Origin of the sequence: Hymenobacter sp. DG25A (assembly GCF_001280305.1) — a bacterium.
Lineage (GTDB): Bacteria > Bacteroidota > Bacteroidia > Cytophagales > Hymenobacteraceae > Hymenobacter.
On the sequence record NZ_CP012623.1, the window covers coordinates 752,482 to 775,516 of the forward strand.

The following is a 23,035-nucleotide window of genomic DNA, read 5'->3' on the forward strand; positions in this document are numbered from 1 at the left end:
AAAAGCCCATACGGCAAGTAAGGGCTTTTTTGTTGGTTTGAAAACCGGGCAGTGAGGGATTAGCTCGCTGCCTGATTGCGGAAGTCCTCAGCCGAAATCGGTTTGTCGTTAACAACAACTTTGCCGCGGAGGTTTTCAAGTACTTTCTCTGCCAGAATGGCTTCGTACTCGTTTACGTAGTTTTTGCCGTTTTCCTGACGCAGGTAGTTGTCAGCGAAACCACGCATCGACTCGCGCATCTCGTCGGTTACCTCGGGCAGGTTAAACTGGCCCATGATTTTCTCCAGGGTACGGTCAATGATTTCGTCGTTTGAAACCTTCAGGCCCTGTTCCTCAACTACTTTGTTGCGGATCATAGACCACTTCAGCTCGCGCTCATAGTCATTGTAGTGCTCTTCAACCTGCTCGGCGGTCAGCTTGCCTTCGTTGGCACGCAGCAGCCACTTCTTGAAGAACTCCTTGGGTACTTCAATCGAAACTGAATCAATCAGCTTGTCGATGATCTGGCGGTTAACCAAATTGTCAGACTCCCGGTCGTAGTTCTCCTGCACTGTGCCACGCACTTTCGCGTCGAAATCTTCTTTCGAAGTCACCGCGTCTTTGCCGAATACTTTGTCGAACAGGTCCTGGTTGTGCTCAGCGTGGGCCGTGCGCGTGATTTTCTCCACGTTCAGCACGTACTCGCCGCTTACTTCCTTGGCCTCATCCTTGGTCATGCCCGAGAAGTTGGCAATAGCCGAAGCATCGCCTCCGAAAGCATCTTTCAGATCGAAGGTGATAGAGTCGCCGGGCTTCACGCCTACAAACTTGTCAGCACCGTTGGTTACTTTGTTGATGGGCAGCAGCACGGCGCGGCCTTCGCCTTCCTCATCAGCCTTCTTCAGCTTACCAAACAGGTAGTCGCTGGCTTCGGATGACTCGGGGTTGGTGGTTTCGCCAAACTGGCGGCCAATCTGGTCGTAGGTTTCCTGCAGGGTGGCCTCGTCGAGGTCTACCTTGTGGCGGTCTACGGAAATAGCCTGGTCGGCGGGCAGCTCGAAATCGGGCAGCAGGCCCAGCTCGAAGGGAAATTCAAACTCTTTCTGGGAGTCAAAATCCACGTTTGTAGCCACGGGCAGGGGCTCGCCCAGAATTTTGATATTGTTTTCTTTGATGTAGCTGTCTACCGCTTTGCTCAGCATGGCATTCAGCTCATCGGCCAGAATGCTCTTGCCATACATCTTGCGCACCAGCGTAGCCGGTACTTTACCCGGGCGGAAGCCTTTGATCTGCGCCTTTTTGCTGTATTCCTTCAGCTTGCTCTCTACGGCGGGAGCATAGTCGGCCTCCGTGATTTTTACTGTCAGGATGGCACTCAGCTGGTCGTCGTTCTTGTTAAGGGTAATGTCCAAAACGGTCGTCGGTTAAGGGTAAACGTAAGAATGCGTAAGCTTCAGCCTGGTCAGACGTCCGTTCCTACGCATGCGGGACGTCCTTGAAAAACAAACCCCCAACTGGTTGGGTTGAGGGTATGAGAGGAGGGAAGAAAAATACTTTGTGCGGATGGAGGGACTCGAACCCACACGCCTTGCGGCACCAGATCCTAAGTCTGGCACGTCTACCAATTTCGCCACATCCGCTTGCGAAGCCGTTTGCCTCGGGGCCGCAAAGCTACGCAAGCTGGTCGGAAATTCAAACGCTTTCGGTAAATGTGTGCGTAGTATGTACAGATAGCGGCAAAGGGCCCTATTTCAGCCGGTTGCCGCCCGAAACCCGGCTCCGGATTCGTACTTTCGCATTCCTAGTCTTTCCGCGGTGCCCCGGTACCGCTCCGCATACATGGCCACTCACATAGACCCCGAGGTAGAACGCAACGAAATTCTGCGCGCCTACCGCCGCCTGCTTCGCACCGCCAAACCCTATTTGCACGGCAACGATGCCAAGCTGATCAAAAAGGCCTTCAATACTTCCCTGGAGGCCCACAAGGACATGCGGCGTAAATCCGGGGAGCCGTATATTCTGCACCCGCTGGCCGTGGCGCAGATTGTGGTAGAGGAAATCGGACTGGGCACCACCAGCATTGTGGCGGCCCTACTGCACGATGTAGTAGAGGATACGCCCTGGGAAATTGCCGACGTAGAGCGGGAGTTTGGCGGCAAAGTGGCCCGCATTGTAGACGGCCTCACCAAAATTTCGGGCGTTTTCGAGTACGGCACCTCCGAGCAGGCCGAGAACTTCCGCAAGATGCTGCTCACGCTCTCGGAAGATGTGCGCGTCATCCTCATCAAAATAGCCGACCGTCTGCACAACATGCGCACGCTCGACTCGATGCCGCGCCACAAGCAGCTCAAAATTGCTTCCGAAACCATTTACCTCTACGCGCCGCTGGCCCACCGCCTAGGCCTGTACGCCATTAAAAGCGAGCTGGAAGACCTGTATCTGAAATACACCGATACCGAGGTCTACAACGAGCTGGTGACGAAAGTGCGGCAAAGCCGCAGCGCCCGCAACCGCTTTATTAAGGAGTTTGTGATGCCTATTGATGACGAGCTGAAAGCCCAGGGCTTCAGCTACGAAATCAAAGGCCGCCCCAAAAGCATCTATTCCATTCTGAAAAAGATGCGCAAGCAGAACATCACCTTCGATGAGGTGTATGACCTGTTTGCCATTCGGATTATTCTGGATGTGCCCTTTGAGCAGGAAAAAGCCGCCTGCTGGCAGGTGTATTCTGTGGTAACGGATTTCTACCAGCCCAACCCCGACCGCCTCCGCGACTGGGTAAGCACGCCCAAAGCCAACGGCTACGAAAGCCTGCACACAACCGTTATGTCCCGCACGGGCCAGTGGGTGGAAGTGCAGATCCGCTCGCGCCGCATGGATGATATTGCTGAGAAAGGCTACGCCGCCCACTGGAAATACAAAGACACCGGCTCCATATTGCCCGAGTCCAGCCTGGAAGCCTGGATAAATAAGGTGCGCGAGATGCTCGAAACCAATAACTCCAGCGCCCTGGAGTTCATGGACGAATTCCGCCAGAACCTCTTCGTAAAGGAGGTCTACGCCTTTACGCCCAAAGGCAAGCTCATTATCCTGCCGGACAAAGCCACCGCGCTGGATTTTGCCTTCGATATTCACACCCACATCGGCCTGCAGTGCCTTGGCGCCAAAGTAAACCAGAAGCTGCAGCCGCTCAGCTACCAGCTCCACAACGGCGACCAGGTAGAAATCCTGACTTCGCAAAAGCAGCGCCCCACCGAGGAATGGCTTAAATACGTCATCACCTCCAAGGCCCGCTCCAAAATCAAGGATTACCTGCGCGATGACAAGCGCAACAAAGCCGAGGACGGCCGCTTCCTGGTAGAAAAGCGCCTGGAAATGCTGGGTGTCGAGCCCAATCAGGATAACCTGAACCGGCTGCTGGCCCACTTCAACACCTACAACATCCAGGATTTCTACTACCGTCTGGCCATTGGTCAGATAGACGGACGCGAAATCAAAGAAAGCATTTTCGATCCGGCCGTGGAGCTGCCGCGCGTGCCTTCCATCCTGGAGCCCAAAGCCTTCGACCACGAAGTGCAGAAGATTCGGGGTGTGAATGCCAACCTGCTCGTTATCGGTGAGCAGACCGAGAAGTTCGACTACACCATTGCGCCCTGCTGCAACCCCATTCCCGGCGACGACGTGTTCGGCTTTGAAACCGACAAGGGCATTGTAATTCACCGTACTTCTTGCCCCAAAGCGGTGGAGCTGATGTCGAACTACGGCAACCGTATTGTGCGCGCCAAATGGACGGATCAGTTGGAGCTGGCTTTCCTGGCCGGTATCCGCATCAAAGGTTCCGATAGGGTAGGGCTGGTAAATGATGTCACCAAAATCATTTCCAACTCCCTTAAAGTGAACATGCGCTCTATCACCATTGATTCAGACGATGGTCTGTTCGAGGGCCAGATAATGGTTTTCGTGAATGACACCGACCACCTGAACAAGCTAATGCACCGTCTATCGAAGGTAAACGGTGTTTTGCAGGTAGAGCGCTTCGCCTCTTAGTATAAAACAGTATTCAGAGTTTAAATGAGTATAAGAGGTATAAGGGTAGAGTAATGCTTGTGGGGCTTTGCTTGGCTGAAGCCGGGCACATCCGGCACTTACTCCGTACTTTTGTCACTCCTTATATATAGGTAGCGCATGCTGGATCAGGAGAAGTTTGAAGAAGTGAAGAAAATCTTCACGGCGTACTTAGAAAACAAAGGCCTGCGGAAGACCTCCGAGCGGTATGCTATTCTGGAGGAAATCTACTCCCGAACCGGGCACTTCGATGTAGAGGAGCTGTTTGCCGGCATGAAAACGCAGGGCCTGCAGGTCAGCCGGGCTACCGTATATAATACCCTCGATTTGCTGGTAGAGCACGGCCTGGTGAGCAAGCACCAGTTTGGCCGCAACTTGGCGCAGTATGAAAAAAGCTACGGTTACCGCCAGCACGACCACGTCATCTGCACCGAATGCCACAAAGTTGTTGAGTTCTGCGACCCGCGCATCCACGGCATTCAAACCATGGTAGGCGAGTTACTCAACTTCCATATCTTGCATCACTCTTTAAATCTGTACGGTGTGTGCGGCGACTGCCGAGCGCAAGCCGCCGCCCGTTCTCAAGCTGAATGAAAACTGAAGCCACCGTCCAGAACGGCATCCTCTACGTGCGCCTTAGCGGCGACCTGATCGGTTCTCCCGATACCCAGCCTCTCCTCCAAACCATCAACAACCACCTCGGCGACGACGTTATCCTCTGCGCCGTGGATTTGTCAAACGTACGGTTTATCAACAGCACCGGTATTGGAGTCCTGGTATCCATCCTCACCAAATTTCGCAATCAAGGCGGCGAGCTGGTCCTGATTAACCCTTCGGAGCACATCCGAAAGTTGTTACTCATTACTAAACTCAACGCCATTTTCACCATTGCAGCCTCCGATGCGGAAGCTGCTGAACAATTGAAAGCCGTAAGCTAATGCCAGTTGACGTACTAGTCGGATTACAGTGGGGCGACGAAGGGAAAGGTAAAATCGTAGACGTGCTAGCGCCCACCTATGATGTAGTGGCCCGTTTTCAGGGAGGCCCCAACGCCGGCCATACCCTCACCTTCGATGGTATTAAGCACGTTCTGCACCAGGTTCCATCGGGTATTTTTCATCCGCACATCCTCAACGTTGTCGGCAACGGTGTAGTGCTGGACCCCGCCGTTTTCCGGCAGGAGCTACAAAAGCTCACTGATCGGGGCGTTGATTGGAGCCAGAACCTCTACGTTTCCAAAAAAGCCCAGCTTATTCTTCCCTCGCACCGCGCCCTAGACCGCATCAGCGAAGAAGCGCGTGGCGGCAGCAAAATCGGCTCCACCCTCAAAGGCATCGGTCCCACGTACCAGGATAAAATTGGCCGCACCGGCCTGCGCGTAGGAGACATCCTGTTGGCTGACTTCCAGGAACGCTACCAGGAAACCGTTGCCCGGCACGCCACGCTGGCTGCTTTCCACGGCAAAGAGCTGGAAATTGAAGCGTTTGAAGCAGATTTCTTCTCCGCTGTAGAGTTCCTGCGCACCCTGAAGCTCACCGACACAGAGTACTTATTAAATAAGCTGCTCAGCGAAGGCAAGAATATTCTGGCTGAAGGCGCGCAGGGCTCCTTGCTGGATATTGATTTCGGCACCTATCCATTCGTTACCTCCTCCAGCACTATCGTCGCCGGCGCCTGCACCGGCCTGGGTATTGCCCCGCGCCATATAGATAAGGTATATGGTATCAGCAAAGCGTACTGCACTCGCGTAGGCAGCGGCCCTTTTCCAACAGAGTTGCTGGATGAAGTAGGGGAGGAGATTCGCAAAGCCGGCCGCGAGTTCGGCGCCACCACCGGCCGCCCGCGTCGCTGCGGCTGGATTGATCTGCCCGCCCTGCGCTATAGCATCATGCTCAACGGCGTCACCGAAATCCACCTGATGAAGGCGGACGTACTCGATGAGTTCGATGAAATCAGGGTTTGCACGCATTACCAAACCCCCGATGGCCAGCAAACCGACCGTTTCCCAGACTTTGGCGAGCTGCAATACATGACCCCTGTGTATGTAAGCATGCCCGGTTGGCACACCGTTCTGCAGGATATAACCGATCCTGCAGCGCTGCCCGCAGAGTTGAAAGCCTATGTACAGTTCTTGGAGCAGCAATTAGATGTTCCCATCCGTATCGTCAGCGTCGGACCAGATAGGGTAAGCACCCTGCATCTTAACTAAGACCTTCTGAAAGGCGAGTATTTCAAAGCGCGATACTCGCCTTTTTGATTAGCTCCATGTACACTTTATATATAAGGAGTGCGAAGTGGCCCTATATATAAGGTGTACTCACACATATAAAGTGAAGCGCCTTAATGAGAATAGAGTGCTTTCCTGTTAGCAGGAATAGGCAGGTCAAACGGAAATGGAAGTATTCCCTGCTTATCCTCGGTATTAAGCACTCCTATATATAAGGGCTGTTTAAAGACCACAAAGCCGTATTAGGAGCCTCTCCAAGGTTGATAAGTGAAAGGCCTAAGTTTTTTTAGGAAGATGGTGAACTAAAGGAAGTCGTCAAATGGTTAGGCCTCAGTGCGGTAGCAAAAGCGATAATTGTCCTAGCAACCCAATCTCTAAATTTCTTCAGAAGTGGGTTAGGAAATAGGGGAGAAGAGTCGCACTTTTGCACTCCCAAACCGGAACGCGGCAGGGCAAGCAGCTGAGAGGCTCCTGGAGAAAGTTTTGAAAAAGAAGTTGGAAATCTGGGAAAGGTTCTACTATCTTTGCAGCCCGCTTCAACCGGAAGCCGGGTACAATCCGAAAAAAAAGTTGTTTTCGGGCTTGCAAACGAAGAAAAGAAAAGCGTACCTTTGCCACCCGCTTCGACCGGAAGCCAGCAAGCAGCACGGAAAAGTTCAAAAAAGAAATTTCCTACTTCGCTTGCGAAACGAAAAAGGTTGCTTACCTTTGCAACCCGCTTCAACCGGAAGCGCTTGAGAGTGAAACAAGCCCAACCCGCTTCGAAAAAAACTTCGAAACCGGATTTGGAAAGCAGCAGAAAAGTTACTTACCTTTGCATCCCGCTTCAAACGGAAGGGGAAAACAAGTAAGGCAGACGAAAACGAAAGCTTCAAAATTATTTCGCTTTTCGCTTGTTAAACAGAAAAGGTTGTTTACCTTTGCATCCCGCTTCGAATGGAAGCCCGGACAGACTAACTAAAACACCCCGCTAGCCTGGCTAGCACACGGTTCTCGAAACGACGAGAGCACACGTTCTTTGAATGATTGGAATTGACAAATTTGGTAAGCGGTTTTCGAGCTTCGGCTTTGAAACCAACCAAGCGTAACAAACGAATAATAGCTCGTTAATACGGGTCGGATCAGCACTCGACATGGCTCTCTTTTCGAAGAGAGTAGCAAGTAATTTTACAATGGAGAGTTTGATCCTGGCTCAGGATGAACGCTAGCGGCAGGCCTAATACATGCAAGTCGAACGGGTGGTAGCAATACCACTAGTGGCGCACGGGTGCGTAACGCGTAACCAACCTGCCCTTGACTGGGGGATAGCCCGCCGAAAGGCGGATTAATACCGCATAAACCAACAGCCTGGCATCAGGCAATTGGTAAAGATTTATTGGTCAAGGATGGGGTTGCGTGACATTAGCTTGTTGGCGGGGTAACGGCCCACCAAGGCGACGATGTCTAGGGGACCTGAGAGGGTGATCCCCCACACTGGCACTGAGATACGGGCCAGACTCCTACGGGAGGCAGCAGTAGGGAATATTGGGCAATGGGCGAGAGCCTGACCCAGCCATGCCGCGTGCCGGATGAAGGCCTTCTGGGTTGTAAACGGCTTTTCTCAGGGAAGAAAAAGACCATGCGTGGTACACTGACGGTACCTGAGGAATAAGCACCGGCTAACTCCGTGCCAGCAGCCGCGGTAATACGGAGGGTGCAAGCGTTGTCCGGATTTATTGGGTTTAAAGGGTGCGTAGGTGGCCTTGTAAGTCCGTGGTGAAAGCCTCTCGCTTAACGAGAGAACTGCCATGGATACTGCAAGGCTTGAGTCCAGACGAGGTTGGCGGAATGGATGGTGTAGCGGTGAAATGCATAGATACCATCCAGAACCCCGATTGCGTAGGCAGCTGACTAGGCTGGTACTGACACTGAGGCACGAAAGCGTGGGGAGCGAACAGGATTAGATACCCTGGTAGTCCACGCCGTAAACGATGGATACTCGTTGCTAGCGATATACAGTTAGTGACTTAGCGAAAGCGTTAAGTATCCCACCTGGGGAGTACGCCCGCAAGGGTGAAACTCAAAGGAATTGACGGGGGCCCGCACAAGTGGTGGAGCATGTGGTTTAATTCGATGATACGCGAGGAACCTTACCTAGGCTAGAATGCGCGTGACCGGTTCAGAGATGAACCTTTCCTTCGGGACACAAAGCAAGGTGCTGCATGGCCGTCGTCAGCTCGTGCCGTGAGGTGTTGGGTTAAGTCCCGCAACGAGCGCAACCCCTACATTTAGTTGCCAGCGGATTATGCCGGGGACTCTAGATGGACTGCCTGCGCAAGCAGTGAGGAAGGCGGGGACGACGTCAGGTCATCATGGCCCTTACGCCTAGGGCTACACACGTGCTACAATGGACGGTACAGAGGGTCGCTACACAGTGATGTGACGCCAATCTCAAAAAACCGTTCTCAGTTCGGATCGAAGTCTGCAACTCGACTTCGTGAAGCTGGAATCACTAGTAATCGCGTATCAGCAATGACGCGGTGAATACGTTCCCGGGCCTTGTACACACCGCCCGTCAAGCCATGGAAGTCTGGTAGACCTGAAGCTGGTGCTCGTAATAGAAGCCAGTTAGGGTAGAACAGGTAACTGGGGCTAAGTCGTAACAAGGTAGCCGTACCGGAAGGTGCGGCTGGATCACCTCCTTTCTGGAGCGGTCCGACTCGTGAGTTGTTGCTCGCGTTACCTTTGGACTATCAAATTTGTCATTCCTTCATTCAAGATATTCACGGATTCGATGCCCTCATCGAAACCCGGGCTTGTAGCTCAGGTGGTTAGAGCGCTACACTGATAATGTAGAGGTCCCTGGTTCGAGTCCAGGCAGGCCCACTGTTCACAGTTGGGTAGGCCAACGGAACACGAAAATGGGGGATTAGCTCAGCTGGCTAGAGCACCTGCCTTGCACGCAGGGGGTCAACGGTTCGACTCCGTTATTCTCCACCAACACGAGACAGACCATTCGGGTCGTCTTCGGTGAGAATACCAACATATAGTAGTGTTTCTGGTAACAGGACAGTACTACGTTGTTTTCCAACTGGGAAAACAAACGTTCTTTGACGTAGTGTAACGAGTAAGAAAAAGTAATAAAGAGTGATTAACCTATGGTTAGTCACCCGAGCCCTCTCTAGCAATAGAGAGCTACAAGAAGTAAGCAAGGGCACACGGGGGATGCCTAGGCTCTCAGAGGCGATGAAGGACGTGATAAGCTGCGATAAGGCTAGGGGATGGGCACATACCAATTGATCCTAGCATTTCCGAATGGGGCAACCCCTTACAGTGAAGCTGTAAGACCTCGTGCATATAGCACCAGGGGCAAACCCGGGGAACTGAAACATCTAAGTACCCGGAGGAAAAGAAAATAACTAATGATTCCCCAAGTAGTGGCGAGCGAACGGGGACTAGCCCAAACTAGGGTGGTTACGGCCACCGTGGGGTTGTAGGACCACAACATCTGATTATCTAATCTTAGCTGAACGACGTGGGAAAGTCGGCCATAGACGGTGAGAGCCCGGTAAGCGACCTGATTAGGTACGGTAGTGGATTCCTGAGTAGGGCGGGACCAGAGAAATCCCGTCTGAATCCAGCGGTACCATCCGCTAAGGCTACATACTCCTGAGAGACCGATAGTGAACTAGTACCGTGAGGGAAAGGTGAAAAGAACCGGGAATACCGGAGTGAAAAGAACCTGAAACCGTGTGCTTACAAGCGGTCGGAGCCCTTTAGTGGGGTGACGGCGTGCCTTTTGCATAATGAGCCTACGAGTTACTCCTCTCTGGCAAGGTTAAATGCGTGGACGCATGGAGCCGCAGCGAAAGCGAGTCTGAATAGGGCGTAGAGTCAGAGGGGGTAGACGCGAAACTTTGTGATCTACCCATGGGCAGGGTGAAGGTTGGGTAAAACCAACTGGAGGCCCGAACCAGTTTCCGTTGAAAAGGATTTGGATGACCTGTGGGTAGGGGTGAAAGGCCAATCAAACTGAGAAATAGCTCGTACTCCCCGAAATGTATTTAGGTACAGCGTCGAGGTGAAGTTTCCAGGAGGTAGAGCTACCGATAGGACTAGGGGGTGTCACAGCCTACCGAATCCTGACGAACTCCGAATGCCTGGAAATATACTCGGCAGTGAGGCTTGGGGTGCTAAGGTCCCAGGCCGAGAGGGAAAGAACCCAGACCATCCGCTAAGGTCCCTAAATTCGGACTAAGTTGAACAAAGGAGGTCCAGTTGCTTTGACAGCCAGGATGTTGGCTTGGAAGCAGCCATTCATTTAAAGAGTGCGTAACAGCTCACTGGTCGAGCGACAGGGCATCGATAATACGCGGGCATCAAGTCCGGTACCGAAGCGATGGATTTGCACTATGTGCAAGTGGTAGGGGAGCATTCTAGCAGCGGTGAAGGTATCCTGTCAGGGGTGCTGGAGCGGCTAGAAAAGCAAATGTAGGCATGAGTAACGATAAGGCCGGTGAGAAACCGGCCCGCCGATAGACTAAGGTTTCCTGCTCAACGCTAATCGGAGCAGGGTTAGTCGGGACCTAAGGGTAAGCCGAAGGGCGAACACCGATGGACAGCTGGTTGATATTCCAGCACTTATGAAGTAGAGTGATGCAGTGACGCAGAAGTGAAAGTACCGCGGGCGGACGGAAGTGCCCGTTAAAGTGCGTAGGTATTGGGACAGTAGGCAAATCCGCTGACCTAGCTGAAACATGATAGTACCCCACGGCTTCGGCCACGGGGATAGTGTACCTAATCAGACTGCCAAGAAAACCTGCTAAGCGTTTACTGCTTTATAACCCGTACCGCAAACCGACACAGGTAGTCAAGGAGAGAATCCTGAGGCGCTCGAGTGAATCATGGCCAAGGAACTCGGCAAAATGGTCCTGTAACTTCGGGAGAAGGGACGCTTCCTCCAGCGATGGAGAAGCCGCAGTGAAAAGGCCCAGGCGACTGTTTAACAAAAACACATGGCTTTGCGAACGCGCAAGCGGAAGTATAAGGCCTGACACCTGCCCGGTGCCGGAAGGTTAAGAGGGGAACTTAGTCGCAAGGCGAAGGTTTGAATCGAAGCCCCGGTAAACGGCGGCCGTAACTATAACGGTCCTAAGGTAGCGAAATTCCTTGTCGGGTAAGTTCCGACCTGCACGAATGGTGTAACGATCTGGGCGCTGTCTCAGCCATGAGCTCGGTGAAATTGTAGTCTCGGTGAAGATGCCGAGTACCCGCCACGGGACGGAAAGACCCCGTGCACCTTTACTATAGGTTGACATTGACGCTGGGTAACACATGTGTAGGATAGGTGGGAGGCTATGAGCCAGCGGCGCCAGCCGTTGGGGAGCCAACGTTGAAATACCACCCTTGTGTTGCTTGGTGCCTAATCTTGAAAGGGAGACAGTGTCTGCTGGGTAGTTTGACTGGGGTGGTCGCCTCCAAAAAAGTATCGGAGGCTTTCAAAGGTCCGCTCAGTACGCTTGGTAACCGTACGCAGAGCGCAATAGCAGAAGCGGGCTTGACTGTGAGGCCGACAAGCCGAGCAGGGTCGAAAGACGGATATAGTGATCCGGTGGTTCCGCATGGAAGGGCCATCGCTCAAAGGATAAAAGGTACGCCGGGGATAACAGGCTGATCTCCCCCAAGAGCTCATATCGACGGGGAGGTTTGGCACCTCGATGTCGGCTCGTCACGTCCTGGGGCTGGAGAAGGTCCCAAGGGTTCGGCTGTTCGCCGATTAAAGTGGCACGCGAGCTGGGTTCAGAACGTCGTGAGACAGTTCGGTCCCTATCTGTGGTGGGCGTTGGATATTTGAGAGGACCTGTCCTTAGTACGAGAGGACCGGGATGGACCAGCCGCTAGTGCACCGGTTGTGGCGCCAGCTGCAGCGCCGGGTAGCTACGCTGGGATGAGATAAGCGCTGAAAGCATCTAAGTGCGAAACTCACCTCAAGATGAGATATCCCATACTAAGAGTCGTGGTAGATGACCACGTTGATAGGCACTAGGTCTAAAGCTAGAAATAGCACAGCCGAGGTGTACTAATGACTCGAACGCTTCTTGTGAAATAGCTCAACTCCTTTTTCTTACCCGTTACCTGCGTCAACGATTTGACAGCATACGTTTCACGTACTAGCTGACACCTTAATGGTGGCTTTAGCACGGGTGTTCACCTCTTCCCATTCCGAACAGAGCAGTTAAGCCCCGTAGCGCCCATGGTACTGCCTTCACCGGTGGGAGAGTAGGTCGCCGCCAACCTTTTTGATCAGAAGCCCCCCTCTGCGACCTTGTGCTGCGGAAGGGGGCTTCTGCCGTTTAAAGCGTTATTGCAGGTTAGACGAGGGCCAAGGGATGCCGGAAACCAAGTGCTGCCCGGTTTCCGCCTGAGCGTGGGGAATGATGGTTTTAACTTGTATTTAAAGGTATATTATTATAAATAACCGATGCTTTTATTATTGCTTTGCACCATATAATGCATTTGTTTAGATCAAGAATAACTTAATCTGAGGAGATTTTGTGGCTATCTTTACTTGAAGATTCGACAAATATGGCTTTACTCTATCCTTGGTTTTTAATAGGACTGCTTTCCTTAGCTATTCCTATAGTTATACATTTCTTTGAACTGCGTCGGGTTCAACGCATAGTTTTTACCAATGTTAGCTTCATACGGGAAGTAAAGATTATCTCTGCACGGCAACGTAAGTTGCGGCATCTTTTAGTTCTTATTGCCAGGCTTTGCTTCTTGTTTTTTCTGGTACTGTTATTTTGCCAACCATTTATTCCCGCGCCTGAAAAGCAAGATATTAATAGCAACTCTATAGGTGTATTAATAGATACTTCACCAAGTATGCAGGGGAGCACCCAAGGTGATGTGCTTCTGTTAGACAAAGCAACTGAACTGAGTAATGGTTTGACCTCATTCTTGCCGCCAACTACTCAGTTTTATCTTCCTGGCATTAATTCTCAACCACTCGACCTAGCTTCTTTTCGGCAGAGGATTGAGGAATTAACTATTTCGGGGCATAATTTAGGACTTACGCCTGCTATAAATCAGTCTCGCCGTGGTAATGCATCCTTTAAACAACTATTTCTATTTTCAGACTTTCAGAAGTCTGCATTAGCACCTCAGTTCCTTTCCTCTTTTGATTCTACTCAGCAGGTATTTCTTGTTCCTCTGCGGCGGCAGGCGGCAGCTAATGTTTATGTAGATAGTGTCATTCTGGATGATGCTTTTATTCGGACCGGAGTTGATATTCCTATTAAGATCAGGCTGAGGAATGGTGGCAATGAGGCTGCCAATGGTGTTCAGGTGAAAGTGTTTGTAGGCCAGCAATTGGTTAGTGCCTACCAGGCCGATATACAGGCTGCTGATATAGCCATAACTACTGTTAGGATTCGGCTTTCCTCTCCGGATGTACAGCAGTGCCGAATTCAGGTTGAGGATGAGCCAATTGCCTTTGACAATACTTACTACTTCACTCTGCAGCCATCCACCAGGATTCGCATTGTAGACATTGTGGCTGGCCAAACGCCAACCCAGCAGGTGTATGGCAACGAACCGCTTTTTGATTATTCTGTCTCCCCATCTGATAGATTAAACTATCAGGGTGTTGCCGGTAGTGATTTAACGGTAGTACAGGAACTGGCGCAAGTTCCCAGTGGACTGGTGGAAGCTCTCAAGCGCCGGGTGTCGCAGGGGGGGAGTGTGTTGATAATTCCGCCGGCAGAAGTAAATGCCCGTGCGTCTTATACCCTTCTTTTTCGTGAACTAGGCGTTGGACCTATACAGTGGAACTCAGTGGGAGAGGGATCACCCGTACAACGGGAGTTAGCGGCACCTAATCAGCAGAACCCATTTTTTCGGGAAGTATTTGCCAGGCAAAGCCGGCCGGGCACTATGCCGAAGGCGGCGCCCATAGTACGGTGGGCACGTTCCGGGCAGGATATTCTGAAAATGCGGGATGGTGATGGCTACCTGGGGGAGTTCCCTAGTGGAGCCGGCAAGGTATATCTACTTGCCGCCCCCCTGCTGGGGGCTTATTCTGACTTTAGCACTCATGCCTTATTTGTGCCGGTGATGTATCGGTTGGCTATGCAGAGCTATCAGGCTACCCAACTGCCCGCGTATCGGCTTACCCAAGAAACGGTGACGCTGCCGGTGCCAACTGCATCAACGAAAAATATTGGCGATAAGGCCGTATTCAAGCTACAGCAGGATAGTAACACTTTTATCCCTGCGCAGCGTGTACAAGTGGGGGAAGTGGTTCTGACAGTACCAGTGGGTATGAAGATGCCTGGTTTTTATACCCTCACCCAACAGGGCCGGCCAATTACTACGCTGGCATTTAATCAGGATAAGCGCGAATCAGAGTTGGCCAGCTACTCTGTGGAAGAGCTACGTCAGCTAATAGGCACCACCCATCCTAATATTCATTTATATGATGTGAACGAGGGCCAGTCTGTAGCGGCGCAGTATAAGGCGCAACGGGTTGGTACTCCCTTGTGGCAATATTGCCTAGCAGCGGCATTGATTTCGCTGTTACTGGAAGTGCTGCTATTGCGTTTTTGGGGTAAAGCTAAGGCGGCAGCTCCCCAGGTAGTTCCTGTGGCATAAGAACCGCGTTTGCGGAAAAGCCTCTATCTTTCCGCTTTCAGTTTTTGCCTGTGTCAACTCCGCTTTCTTTTTCTCAGCGCATTCTACGCACCGCCCTGCTTTTTGGCGCGGGGGTAGGGTTGCTGTCCCTTGTTTGGTTGTTATATCTGTATATGGCCGGGCATAACCCGTACGGTCCTAAACGGCTGATGTCTACGGTGCTATTGCCTTTTGCCGCGGTGCTATGTCAGTGGTATGTGCGGCGCTATTTTCAGCCTAATGGCCCCGGGTTGGGACGGGCTGTGTTAACAGGCATTCTGACTGTGTTATTTGCCTCGGCTATTTCCGCGGCCGGGCTGTATGGTTTCGCCCGCGCGGCCGGGCCGGAGCTGATTGAAAAAAATGGGGCTGAAATGCGCGCTATTTTACAAGCCGGCCGGGATATTTATCTAAAGCAGCGAGATGGCGCCAAGCGCTTTCAGCTAGAAGAAAAAGCGCTGCAGCATAACCCACAGCCAAGTGAGCTGGCGCTGGATGAGTTCTACAAAAAGTTGATTCTAGGAGTATTATTTGTATTGCCGGGAGCCGTTTTCTTCCGGAAATAAGTGCGCATTCCTGTTTTTTTCTTTTCTCCCAATCCAATTCATCTTATGGAAAACACCGCTACTACTGTTACGCCTGCATCTGTTGGTATTCGCTACGGAGTATTAACGGGCTTAGTGTCCATTATCTACACCTTTATTCTGCTGGCTACCCGTCAGGAAGGAAACACCCCGCTTGGCCTTCTGGCCTTTGTGATTTGGATAGGTGGTATCTGGATGGCTCATAAGTATTACAAAGCCAACAATGAAGGCTTTATGTCCTATGGGCAGGGCCTGACCATTGGGATGATCCTCTCGTTGGTATCCGGGGTGATGGGCGCTATCTTCCGCTATGTCTATATGGAGTTCATTGACCCTGCTGCCGTGCAGCGTGGAGTAGATTTAGCACGAACCAAAATGGAGCAGCAAGGTAATCTGAGCGACGAGCAGATTGATCAGGCGGTTGCTATGTCGCAGAAATTCAGCGTTGGCCCGGTAGGTTTGGTCATTGCCATTGTATTTGCGGTATTAATCGGGCTGATTCTTTCCCTAATCATTTCGGCCATCACTAAAAATACCCGCCCCGAGTTTGAGTAAGCGTTTGCCGCAGCATTTTCCCGTTGAGCTGTCTATTGTTATTCCCCTGCTCAACGAAGCTGAGTCTTTGCCGGAACTCACGCGGTGGATTCACCGCGTGCTTTCTGCGCATGGGCTCACCTATGAGGTTATTCTGATAGATGATGGCTCTACGGATGCCTCCTGGGAGGTAATCGAGGATTTGTCGCAGGAGGATATTCATTTGCGGGGCATCCGCTTTAACCGGAATTACGGCAAATCGGCGGCGTTAAACGTGGGCTTTAAAGCCGCGGTGGGCCGCGTGGTGTGCACCATGGACGCCGACCTGCAGGACTCGCCGGAAGAGCTGCCGGACCTTTACCAGATGATTACCCATGATGGGTATGACCTGGTAAGCGGCTGGAAGAAAAAGCGCTTTGATCCACTCAGCAAAACCATTCCTACCAAGCTCTTTAACGGCGTGACGCGCTGGATTTCGGGTATTCAACTGCACGACTTCAACTGCGGGCTGAAGGCTTATAACCACCGCGTAGTGAAGTCCATTGAAGTGTACGGGGAGATGCACCGCTACATTCCGGTTATTGCTAAATGGGCCGGTTTCCGGCGTATTGGCGAGAAGGTAGTGCAGCACCAGGAGCGCAAGTATGGCGTCACCAAGTTCGGCCTGGAGCGGTTCGTATACGGCTTTCTGGATTTGCTGAGCATCACCTTTGTGAGCCGCTTCAAGAAGCGCCCTATGCACTTCTTCGGCACGGTGGGCATGCTTTCGTTTTTAACGGGTATTTTGATTACGCTGTGGCTGGTGGGAGAAAAGGTGTACCTGGCCTCCCAGAACCTGAAAGCGCGCGACGTTACCGATCAGCCCCTGTTCTTCCTGGCGCTGGCCGCCGTTATTGTAGGCGTACAAGTGTTTGTGGGCGGTTTTCTGGCCGAAATGGTACAGCTGAACGGCCCCCGGAAGAATCAGTATCTGGTGCGGGATAAGCTTAATCTGGAGTAGCTAAAACAGCCGGGGTAAATTATGGGCCCTGGGTATGCTTATGAAAGTCGTTATCATCGGGCCTGCATATCCATTGCGGGGTGGCTTGGCCACCTACAACGAACGACTGGCGCGGGCCTTCCGCGAAGCCGGCGACGAAGTACGATTGGTGACATTTTCATTGCAGTATCCCGACTTTCTGTTTCCCGGCCAAACGCAGTTCAGCACCGAGGCTGGCCCCGCAGATCTGGATATTGAAGTCAGTATTAACTCCATAAACCCGCTTTCCTGGCTGCGGGTAGGGGAGAAGCTGCGTCGGGAAAAGCCGGATCTGGTGATTTTTCGGTTCTGGCTGCCCTTTATGGGGCCCGCGCTGGGGTTTATAGCCCGCCGCATCCGCCGCAACCGCCACACGCGCATTGTGGCCATTACCGATAATGTAATCCCCCACGAAAAGCGCCCTGGCGACCGGCCCCTTACGCGGTACTTCCTCTCGGCTTGTCATGGCTTTGTCACCATGTCGCGGGCGGTGCTGGCCGATTTGCGCCTGCTGCATTTCAAGCAGCCCGCCCGCTACCAGCCGCATCCGCTCTATGACAACTTCGGCCCCCTGAAATCCAAAGCCGAAGCCCTACGGGCGTTGGGGCTGGATGAAAAGTTTGGCTATCTGCTGTTTTTCGGGTTTATCCGGGCTTACAAGGGGCTGGATATATTGCTGGAAGCTTTTGCCGATGAGCGGCTGGCCCGCCTGCCGGTGAAGCTGATAGTAGCCGGCGAGTATTACGAAGACTCCGCGCCCTACGAAGAGCTCATTCAGAAATACAACCTGGGAAGCCGCCTGGTGCGCGCCACCGACTTCATTCCCAATGAGAAGGTGGTAGACTACTTTTGCGCGGCCGATATGGTGGTGCAGCCCTACAAAAACGCCACGCAAAGCGGCGTCTCACAGATTGCCTATCATTTTGAGCGGCCCATGCTGGTTACCGATGTCGGCGGCCTAGCCGAGCTGATTCCCAACGGCGAAGTGGGCTACGTGGTAAAGCCCACCCCCAAAGCCATTGCCGATGCGCTGGTAGATTTCTACGAGCATCAGCGTGAGGCCGAGTTTACCACGGGAGTTTGGGAGCGAAAAAAACAGTTCTCCTGGAGTGAGATGGTACACGCCCTGAAAGACGTGGCCCAGGAGAAGCAGCCTTAGGGTCTTTTCTGACCTTATAAGCTGGCCTGCACAGCGGCAAATACCTTGTCCGCCGGCAAATCCTCCATGCAGCTGGTGCCCAGCTTGCAAGTGCCCCGGTAGAAACACACGCACTGACGGTCGGGCTGCACCAGTTGGCCGCGCCCGTATAGGTCGAATTCGTAGGGGTTGAAGATGTTGTTCATGAGCACCGTGGGCTTCTGCAGGGCGATGCTGATGTGCATGGCCATGGTTACCTGCGTTACAATGAGGTCCATCTGGTGCATGAGGTTGATGAACTGCTCCAGCGGGAAGGTGCCCAGGTAGGCCGCACCAGTAACGGCTTGCAAGCGCCGGTTGCGCTCATCCTCGGCGGTGCCACCCAGCAGGACAGGGGCATACCCGGCCTGCTGCAGCTGCGTGATCAGCGCCACCCATTTCTCATCTGACCACAGGCGCGTGGTCCACCGGTCGCCGCAGCCGGTATTCAGGCCAATGCGCGGCTTGCCCGTCGGCAGCGCCGACCAATCGTAGCCTTTGTCTTGGTGATTGTCGAATACATATTCCTCGCCCCGGAACTCATAGCCGCACAGCTCAAAAATCTCCTGCACGTAGGGCTTCTCATTCTGCTGGCTGAGCTCATCGAACACGCCCGTGAGAAACTTGTGGTTAGCCAGCGTATTGCTGGGCCAGGCCACGCCGTTGGGGTGCAGCGTGTAGCCAAACTTCTGCGTCGCCCGGATAGAATCATGCAGGGCGCAAGCCTCTTTGTCTTTGTCGAGGTTAAACAGAATATCAAACTCCCGCGCCTGCAAGTGCAGCACCGAGGCCAGCTCCAGCTTCAGCACCTCATCAATTTCTCCCTGGGGCAGAATGGCCGGCGTGAGCGTGAGCCACGTAATTTTTGCCGCCGGATATTCCAGCCGCAGCCGACGCAGCAGGGGTGTCGTCCGGATAACATCCCCAATGGCTCCCAGCTTGATAATCAGAATCCGCTGCAGCACGGGCGCGTACACGGGGCAGCCGCCACACTGATAGCCGTGTTCTTTATTCGGGCGGCAGGGAATATCACCGCGAAAATGGCGGCAGTCGGGATGAACGGTGATGCCGTTAAGCTCGGGCATTGGGAGAATATTTTGGGCTGAAAGAAAGCCCTACTTAGTAAAGGGAGGGAAGCCGACTTTTTAGATGCCCACGTAGTTCATCGGCGTAATAGCGCGCAGCTCCGCTTTAACAGCATCACTCACATTCAGCGTGCCGATAAACTCGCTGATGGTTTGCTGCGTGATGGGGCCATGCGTGCGCGTAAGAGCCTTGAGGGCGTTATAGGGGTCGGGGTAGTTTTCGCGGCGCAGAATGGTCTGGATGGCCTCGGCCACTACTGGCCAGTTGGCTTCCAGGTCACGGCGGAGGGCTTCCTCGTCCAGCGCCAGCTTATCCAGGCCGCGCTGCAGCGCCGTAAGGGCAATGAGCGTATGGCCCAGAGGCACGCCTAGGTTGCGGAGCACGGTAGAGTCGGTCAGGTCGCGCTGCAGGCGGCTGATGGGCAGCTTAGCCGCCAGGTGCTCCAGCACGGCATTGGCCAGGCCCAGGTTGCCTTCGGCATTTTCAAAATCGATGGGGTTTACCTTGTGCGGCATGGCGGAGGAGCCTACTTCACCCGCTTTAATGGTCTGGCGGAAATACCCCATCGAAATATACTGCCACACGTCGCGGGCCAGATCAATAAGAATATTGTTGAGGCGCTTTAGGCCGTCGCAAAGGGCGGCCAGGTGGTCATAGTGCTCAATCTGAGTGGTGGGGAAGGAGCGGTGCAGGCCCAGCCGGTCGGTCACGAAATGCTGTCCGAACTCGTGCCAGTCGATGTTTGGATAAGCTACGTGGTGGGCGTTGAAGTTGCCGGTAGCGCCGCCAAACTTGGCCGCAAAGGGCACTTGCGCCAGCAGGTCTACCTGGGCATCGAGGCGGGCCACAAACACCTGAATTTCTTTGCCTAGGCGGGTAGGGGAGGCGGGCTGGCCGTGGGTACGCGCCAGCATGGGCACCGCGGCCCAGCTGGTAGCCCGGTCGGCCAGGTGGTTGCGCACCGTAGCGTAAGCGGGCAGCAGCACCTTGACTACGGCGTGCTGCAAGCTCAGCGGAATAGCGGTGTTGTTGATGTCCTGGGAGGTGAGCCCGAAGTGAATAAACTCCACGTATTGCTGTAGCCCCAGCGCCATGAATTTATCCCGCAGGAAATATTCCACGGCCTTCACATCGTGGTTGGTTACCCGCTCGTGGGCTTTTACGGCCTCCGCATCTTCCGGTGAAAAATCCAGGTAGATCTGACGCAGCGCCCCGATAACTTCCTCTGAAACCGTTTCCAGCTGGGGCAGCGGCAGCTGGCGCAGGGCAATAAAGTACTCCACTTCTACCAGCACCCGGTAGCGAATCAGGGCAAGCTCGGAAAAGAAGGCAGCCAGCGGCGCCGTTTGGCGACGGTAGCGCCCATCCAGCGGCGAAACGGCGGTGAGGGCGGAGAAAGAAGTCGTATCGGTTGAGGCAGACATGCGTATAGGGAAGTTGGACCGGTGGACCAAAGGTAAGGAATGCCCGCTCTGCCCGACAGGGCACGCGGTGCTTTTCACTACCTTTGTCTTCCGAGCGGCAATGGGTTCGGCATGAATCTAGCTATGCCCGGCCGCAACTTCTCTCCTCTGTTTGCGCGTGACTTCAACTACAAAAAAAAGAATAGCCATTGCCCTGGGTAGCCTGTTGGTGCTGTTGGCATTGGCATTAGGCATATTTCTTCTCAAGCGCCAGGAGTTGTTGCAGTATGCACTGCGGCAGGTAAAAGCGAAGGTGGAAGCCAAATATCCGGTAACGCTGGCCTTGGGCCCCGCCCGGTTTGTGGACCTGAATACCGTCCGTATAGATGGCGTAAGCCTGGTGCCTACCGCCCGCCCCGATACGCTGCTGCAGGCCCGGCGCATCAATGCGTCTATCAGCCTGAAGTCTCTGTTTGCCCGGCGCCCCGTGTTTAGCGGCCTCCAGATTGACAGCGCCCGCCTCACTGCTCACAAAACGGCCACCACGGACAACTATTCCTTCCTCTTCAAGAAACAGAAGACCACTGTTAAGCGCGACACCACCCAGGGAGCCAACTATGGCCTGATGGTGAATCAGCTGCTGGAAACGGTTTTTGACAATATTCCCGGGGAGGCTGATTTCCGCAGCTTCCTGGTCACCTACCGTAGCCCGGAGCATAACGCTACCATCACCATGCCGCGCTTCGCTATTGAGGATGGCGACATCCAGGGCCAGCTCACGGCGGATATCGACTCCGTGGTTAACCGGTTTGGCCTGCAGGGCCACGTAGAGCCCAGTGACTACTCCCTCACGGCCAACGTGTATGGGCTGGATGGGCGCCCTGTGGTGATGCCCTACGTGCAGCGCCGCTACGGCGCCCGGGTGCAGTTTGATACCGTGCGGGTGAGCCTGACGGGCAAAGACCTGAACAATGATGAGTTGACGGTGAAAGGCACGGCCTGGGCGCGCAACTTTGTGGTGCACCACCCCAAGCTGGCCGACCACGATGTGCGCTTCCCCCGCGCCGGCATTGACTATGTAGCCACGTTGGGTAAGGCCTACGCCGCCCTGGAAAAAGGCACTAAAGTCACCCTGAACCAGATGGAGGTTTTCCCGCAGCTCAGCGTGCGCAAGCTGCCCCGCAACAAGCGGGTAATTGGGGAAATCAACGGCGTGAAGTCCCGGGATGAGATGCTGGCCGGCCTGCAGGTGAAAGCCCTGATAGAGTCCGGTGAAACGCCGGCCAACGACTTTTTCAATGCCTTGCCGGAAGGCATGTTCAGCACCCTGGAAGGCATGCAAGGCGAAGGTACCCTTACCTACCGTCTGAGTGCGGATCTGGACATGAATAAGCTGGATAGCCTCAAGTTCAACTCCTCGCTGAAAGGCAAGAATTTCCGGATTACGCGCTTTGGCCGCGAGGACCTGAGCAAGCTGAACACGCCCTTCTATTACACTGCCTACAATGATAAAGGCGACTCCATCAAGACCTTCCAGGTCGGACCGCCCAACCCCAAATTCGTGCCTTTCAATCAGGTGTCGCCGTACCTAAAGTATGCTATTCTGACGGCGGAAGACCCGCGCTTCTTCACGCACAAAGGCTTTATGGAAAAGGCCTTCGTGAAATCCATTATTCAGAATATTAAGGAGAAGCGCTTTGCCCGCGGCGGCAGCACGCTTTCTATGCAGCTGGTGAAAAACGTGTTTCTGACCCGTCAGAAAACCGTGACGCGCAAGATAGAAGAGGCGCTGATTGTCTGGCTGATTGAAAACACGCACATCGCCACTAAAGAGCGGATGATGGAAGTGTACCTGAACATCATTGAATGGGGCCCGAAGATTTACGGAGTAAAAGAGGCTGCCCAATTCTACTTTGATAAGCAGCCCGCCAACCTGAGCTTATCCGAAAGCCTGTACCTGGCCAGCATTATTCCGCGGCCCAAATACTATAAGAACGGCTTTAACCAGTACGGGGAGATGATGAGTAGCGCCCGCTACTTCCAACGCCTCATTGCGCAGCTGATGGCCCGCAAAGGCTACATCTCGCAGGGCGAGTACGAAAGCCTGGGTTACCACCTGAACTTTAATGGGCCGGCGCGCAAATACATTGTACGGGCCGTACGGGACACGGTACGCACCGTATCACCCGCCGACTCGGCGCAGTTTGAGCCGCTCAACCTGATTGACCTGCTGGGCGGCGGCCAAGACGAGGGCGTGAATACCAACGTGCCGGAAACTACGGAGCCACCGGCCCCGCCCAAGCAATAGCCAGC

14 protein-coding genes, 3 tRNA genes and 3 rRNA genes are annotated in these 23,035 nt (G+C 53.6%); 16 read left to right on the top strand and 4 right to left on the bottom strand.

Translation table 11 applies throughout. The features are described 5' to 3' along the window. Positions 1 to 59: 59 nt before the first annotated feature. Positions 60 to 1,391: a trigger factor gene (gene tig, locus AM218_RS03160; protein ID WP_054411795.1), complete on the bottom strand. Its 1,332-nt coding sequence runs from the start codon at positions 1,389 to 1,391 to the stop codon at positions 60 to 62. Between the two features lie 146 nt (positions 1,392 to 1,537). Then, positions 1,538 to 1,619: transfer RNA gene (locus AM218_RS03165), tRNA-Leu, on the bottom strand. A 199-nt stretch (positions 1,620 to 1,818) separates the two neighbouring features. Here AM218_RS03165 and AM218_RS03170 point away from each other — a divergent pair. The 15 genes from AM218_RS03170 (at position 1,819) to AM218_RS03235 (ending at position 18,215) form a co-directional block, all read left to right on the top strand. Beyond that, entirely contained in the window at positions 1,819 to 4,026 is a 2,208-nt protein-coding gene (locus AM218_RS03170; protein WP_054411797.1) for a RelA/SpoT family protein, read from the top strand. Between the two features lie 138 nt (positions 4,027 to 4,164). Beyond that, on the top strand, positions 4,165 to 4,638 hold the full coding sequence (locus tag AM218_RS03175; RefSeq protein WP_054411800.1) for a Fur family transcriptional regulator: 474 nt from the start codon (positions 4,165 to 4,167) through the stop codon (positions 4,636 to 4,638). After that, entirely contained in the window at positions 4,635 to 4,982 is a 348-nt protein-coding gene (locus AM218_RS03180; RefSeq protein ID WP_054411802.1) for an STAS domain-containing protein, read from the top strand. The genes AM218_RS03175 and AM218_RS03180 overlap by 4 nt, the downstream gene beginning before the upstream one ends. After that, positions 4,982 to 6,253 carry an adenylosuccinate synthase gene (locus AM218_RS03185; RefSeq protein ID WP_054411804.1) on the top strand — a complete coding sequence of 424 codons (1,272 nt, stop codon included), beginning with the start codon at positions 4,982 to 4,984 and terminating at the stop codon, positions 6,251 to 6,253. The genes AM218_RS03180 and AM218_RS03185 overlap by 1 nt, the downstream gene beginning before the upstream one ends. A gap of 542 nt (positions 6,254 to 6,795) precedes the next feature. Further along, the gene (locus tag AM218_RS16675) at positions 6,796 to 7,122 is read left to right on the top strand and encodes a hypothetical protein (RefSeq protein WP_157547497.1); all 327 of its coding nucleotides are present in this window, start codon (positions 6,796 to 6,798) and stop codon (positions 7,120 to 7,122) included. Positions 7,123 to 7,440: 318 nt separating this feature from the next. Then, positions 7,441 to 8,955 (top strand): 16S ribosomal RNA (locus AM218_RS03190). A 107-nt stretch (positions 8,956 to 9,062) separates the two neighbouring features. Beyond that, positions 9,063 to 9,136: transfer RNA gene (locus AM218_RS03195), tRNA-Ile, on the top strand. Positions 9,137 to 9,173: 37 nt separating this feature from the next. Beyond that, positions 9,174 to 9,250 (top strand) — tRNA-Ala (locus AM218_RS03200). 198 nt (positions 9,251 to 9,448) lie between these two features. After that, positions 9,449 to 12,353: ribosomal RNA gene (locus tag AM218_RS03205) — 23S ribosomal RNA — on the top strand. Between the two features lie 81 nt (positions 12,354 to 12,434). Further along, positions 12,435 to 12,546, top strand: a 5S ribosomal RNA gene (gene rrf / locus AM218_RS03210). Together the 16S, 23S and 5S rRNA genes with 2 tRNA genes alongside form the textbook arrangement of a ribosomal RNA operon. Positions 12,547 to 12,835: 289 nt before the next feature. After that, positions 12,836 to 14,902: a BatA domain-containing protein gene (locus tag AM218_RS03215; RefSeq protein ID WP_071843681.1), complete on the top strand. Its 2,067-nt coding sequence runs from the start codon at positions 12,836 to 12,838 to the stop codon at positions 14,900 to 14,902. A gap of 50 nt (positions 14,903 to 14,952) precedes the next feature. After that, positions 14,953 to 15,486, top strand: coding sequence for a DUF4199 domain-containing protein (locus tag AM218_RS03220; RefSeq protein WP_197274008.1), 534 nt, complete (start codon positions 14,953 to 14,955; stop codon positions 15,484 to 15,486). Between the two features lie 45 nt (positions 15,487 to 15,531). Next, positions 15,532 to 16,059 (top strand): DUF4199 domain-containing protein, encoded by a 528-nt coding sequence (locus tag AM218_RS03225; RefSeq protein ID WP_054411810.1) that lies wholly within the window; start codon positions 15,532 to 15,534, stop codon positions 16,057 to 16,059. Further along, positions 16,052 to 17,038: a glycosyltransferase family 2 protein gene (locus AM218_RS03230; protein ID WP_054411812.1), complete on the top strand. Its 987-nt coding sequence runs from the start codon at positions 16,052 to 16,054 to the stop codon at positions 17,036 to 17,038. The genes AM218_RS03225 and AM218_RS03230 overlap by 8 nt, the downstream gene beginning before the upstream one ends. 40 nt (positions 17,039 to 17,078) lie before the next feature. Continuing rightward, entirely contained in the window at positions 17,079 to 18,215 is a 1,137-nt protein-coding gene (locus AM218_RS03235) for a glycosyltransferase (RefSeq protein WP_054411813.1), read from the top strand. A gap of 14 nt (positions 18,216 to 18,229) precedes the next feature. Here AM218_RS03235 and AM218_RS03240 read toward each other — a convergent pair whose 3' ends face one another. Then, positions 18,230 to 19,318, bottom strand: coding sequence for a glycosyltransferase family 9 protein (locus tag AM218_RS03240; protein ID WP_054411815.1), 1,089 nt, complete (start codon positions 19,316 to 19,318; stop codon positions 18,230 to 18,232). A gap of 60 nt (positions 19,319 to 19,378) precedes the next feature. Next, entirely contained in the window at positions 19,379 to 20,743 is a 1,365-nt protein-coding gene (purB, locus tag AM218_RS03245; protein WP_054411817.1) for an adenylosuccinate lyase, read from the bottom strand. A gap of 157 nt (positions 20,744 to 20,900) precedes the next feature. On the opposite strand from purB, the gene AM218_RS03250 reads away from it, so the two are divergent. Continuing rightward, the gene (locus tag AM218_RS03250) at positions 20,901 to 23,030 is read left to right on the top strand and encodes a biosynthetic peptidoglycan transglycosylase (RefSeq protein ID WP_157547498.1); all 2,130 of its coding nucleotides are present in this window, start codon (positions 20,901 to 20,903) and stop codon (positions 23,028 to 23,030) included. Positions 23,031 to 23,035 lie beyond the last annotated feature (5 nt).

Excerpts from the sequence above, each read along its gene's own strand:
- AM218_RS03215 (WP_071843681.1), top strand. The coding sequence starts at position 12,836 with ATGGCTTTACTCTATCCTTGGTTTTTAATAGGACTGCTTTCCTTAGCT.
- AM218_RS03175 (WP_054411800.1), top strand. The coding sequence starts at position 4,165 with ATGCTGGATCAGGAGAAGTTTGAAGAAGTGAAGAAAATCTTCACGGCG.
- AM218_RS03185 (WP_054411804.1), top strand. The coding sequence starts at position 4,982 with ATGCCAGTTGACGTACTAGTCGGATTACAGTGGGGCGACGAAGGGAAA.
- AM218_RS03235 (WP_054411813.1), top strand. The coding sequence starts at position 17,079 with ATGAAAGTCGTTATCATCGGGCCTGCATATCCATTGCGGGGTGGCTTG.
- purB (WP_054411817.1), bottom strand. The coding sequence starts at position 20,743 with ATGTCTGCCTCAACCGATACGACTTCTTTCTCCGCCCTCACCGCCGTT.
- AM218_RS03180 (WP_054411802.1), top strand. The coding sequence starts at position 4,635 with ATGAAAACTGAAGCCACCGTCCAGAACGGCATCCTCTACGTGCGCCTT.
- AM218_RS03170 (WP_054411797.1), top strand. The coding sequence starts at position 1,819 with ATGGCCACTCACATAGACCCCGAGGTAGAACGCAACGAAATTCTGCGC.
- AM218_RS03240 (WP_054411815.1), bottom strand. The coding sequence starts at position 19,318 with ATGCCCGAGCTTAACGGCATCACCGTTCATCCCGACTGCCGCCATTTT.
- AM218_RS03225 (WP_054411810.1), top strand. The coding sequence starts at position 15,532 with ATGGAAAACACCGCTACTACTGTTACGCCTGCATCTGTTGGTATTCGC.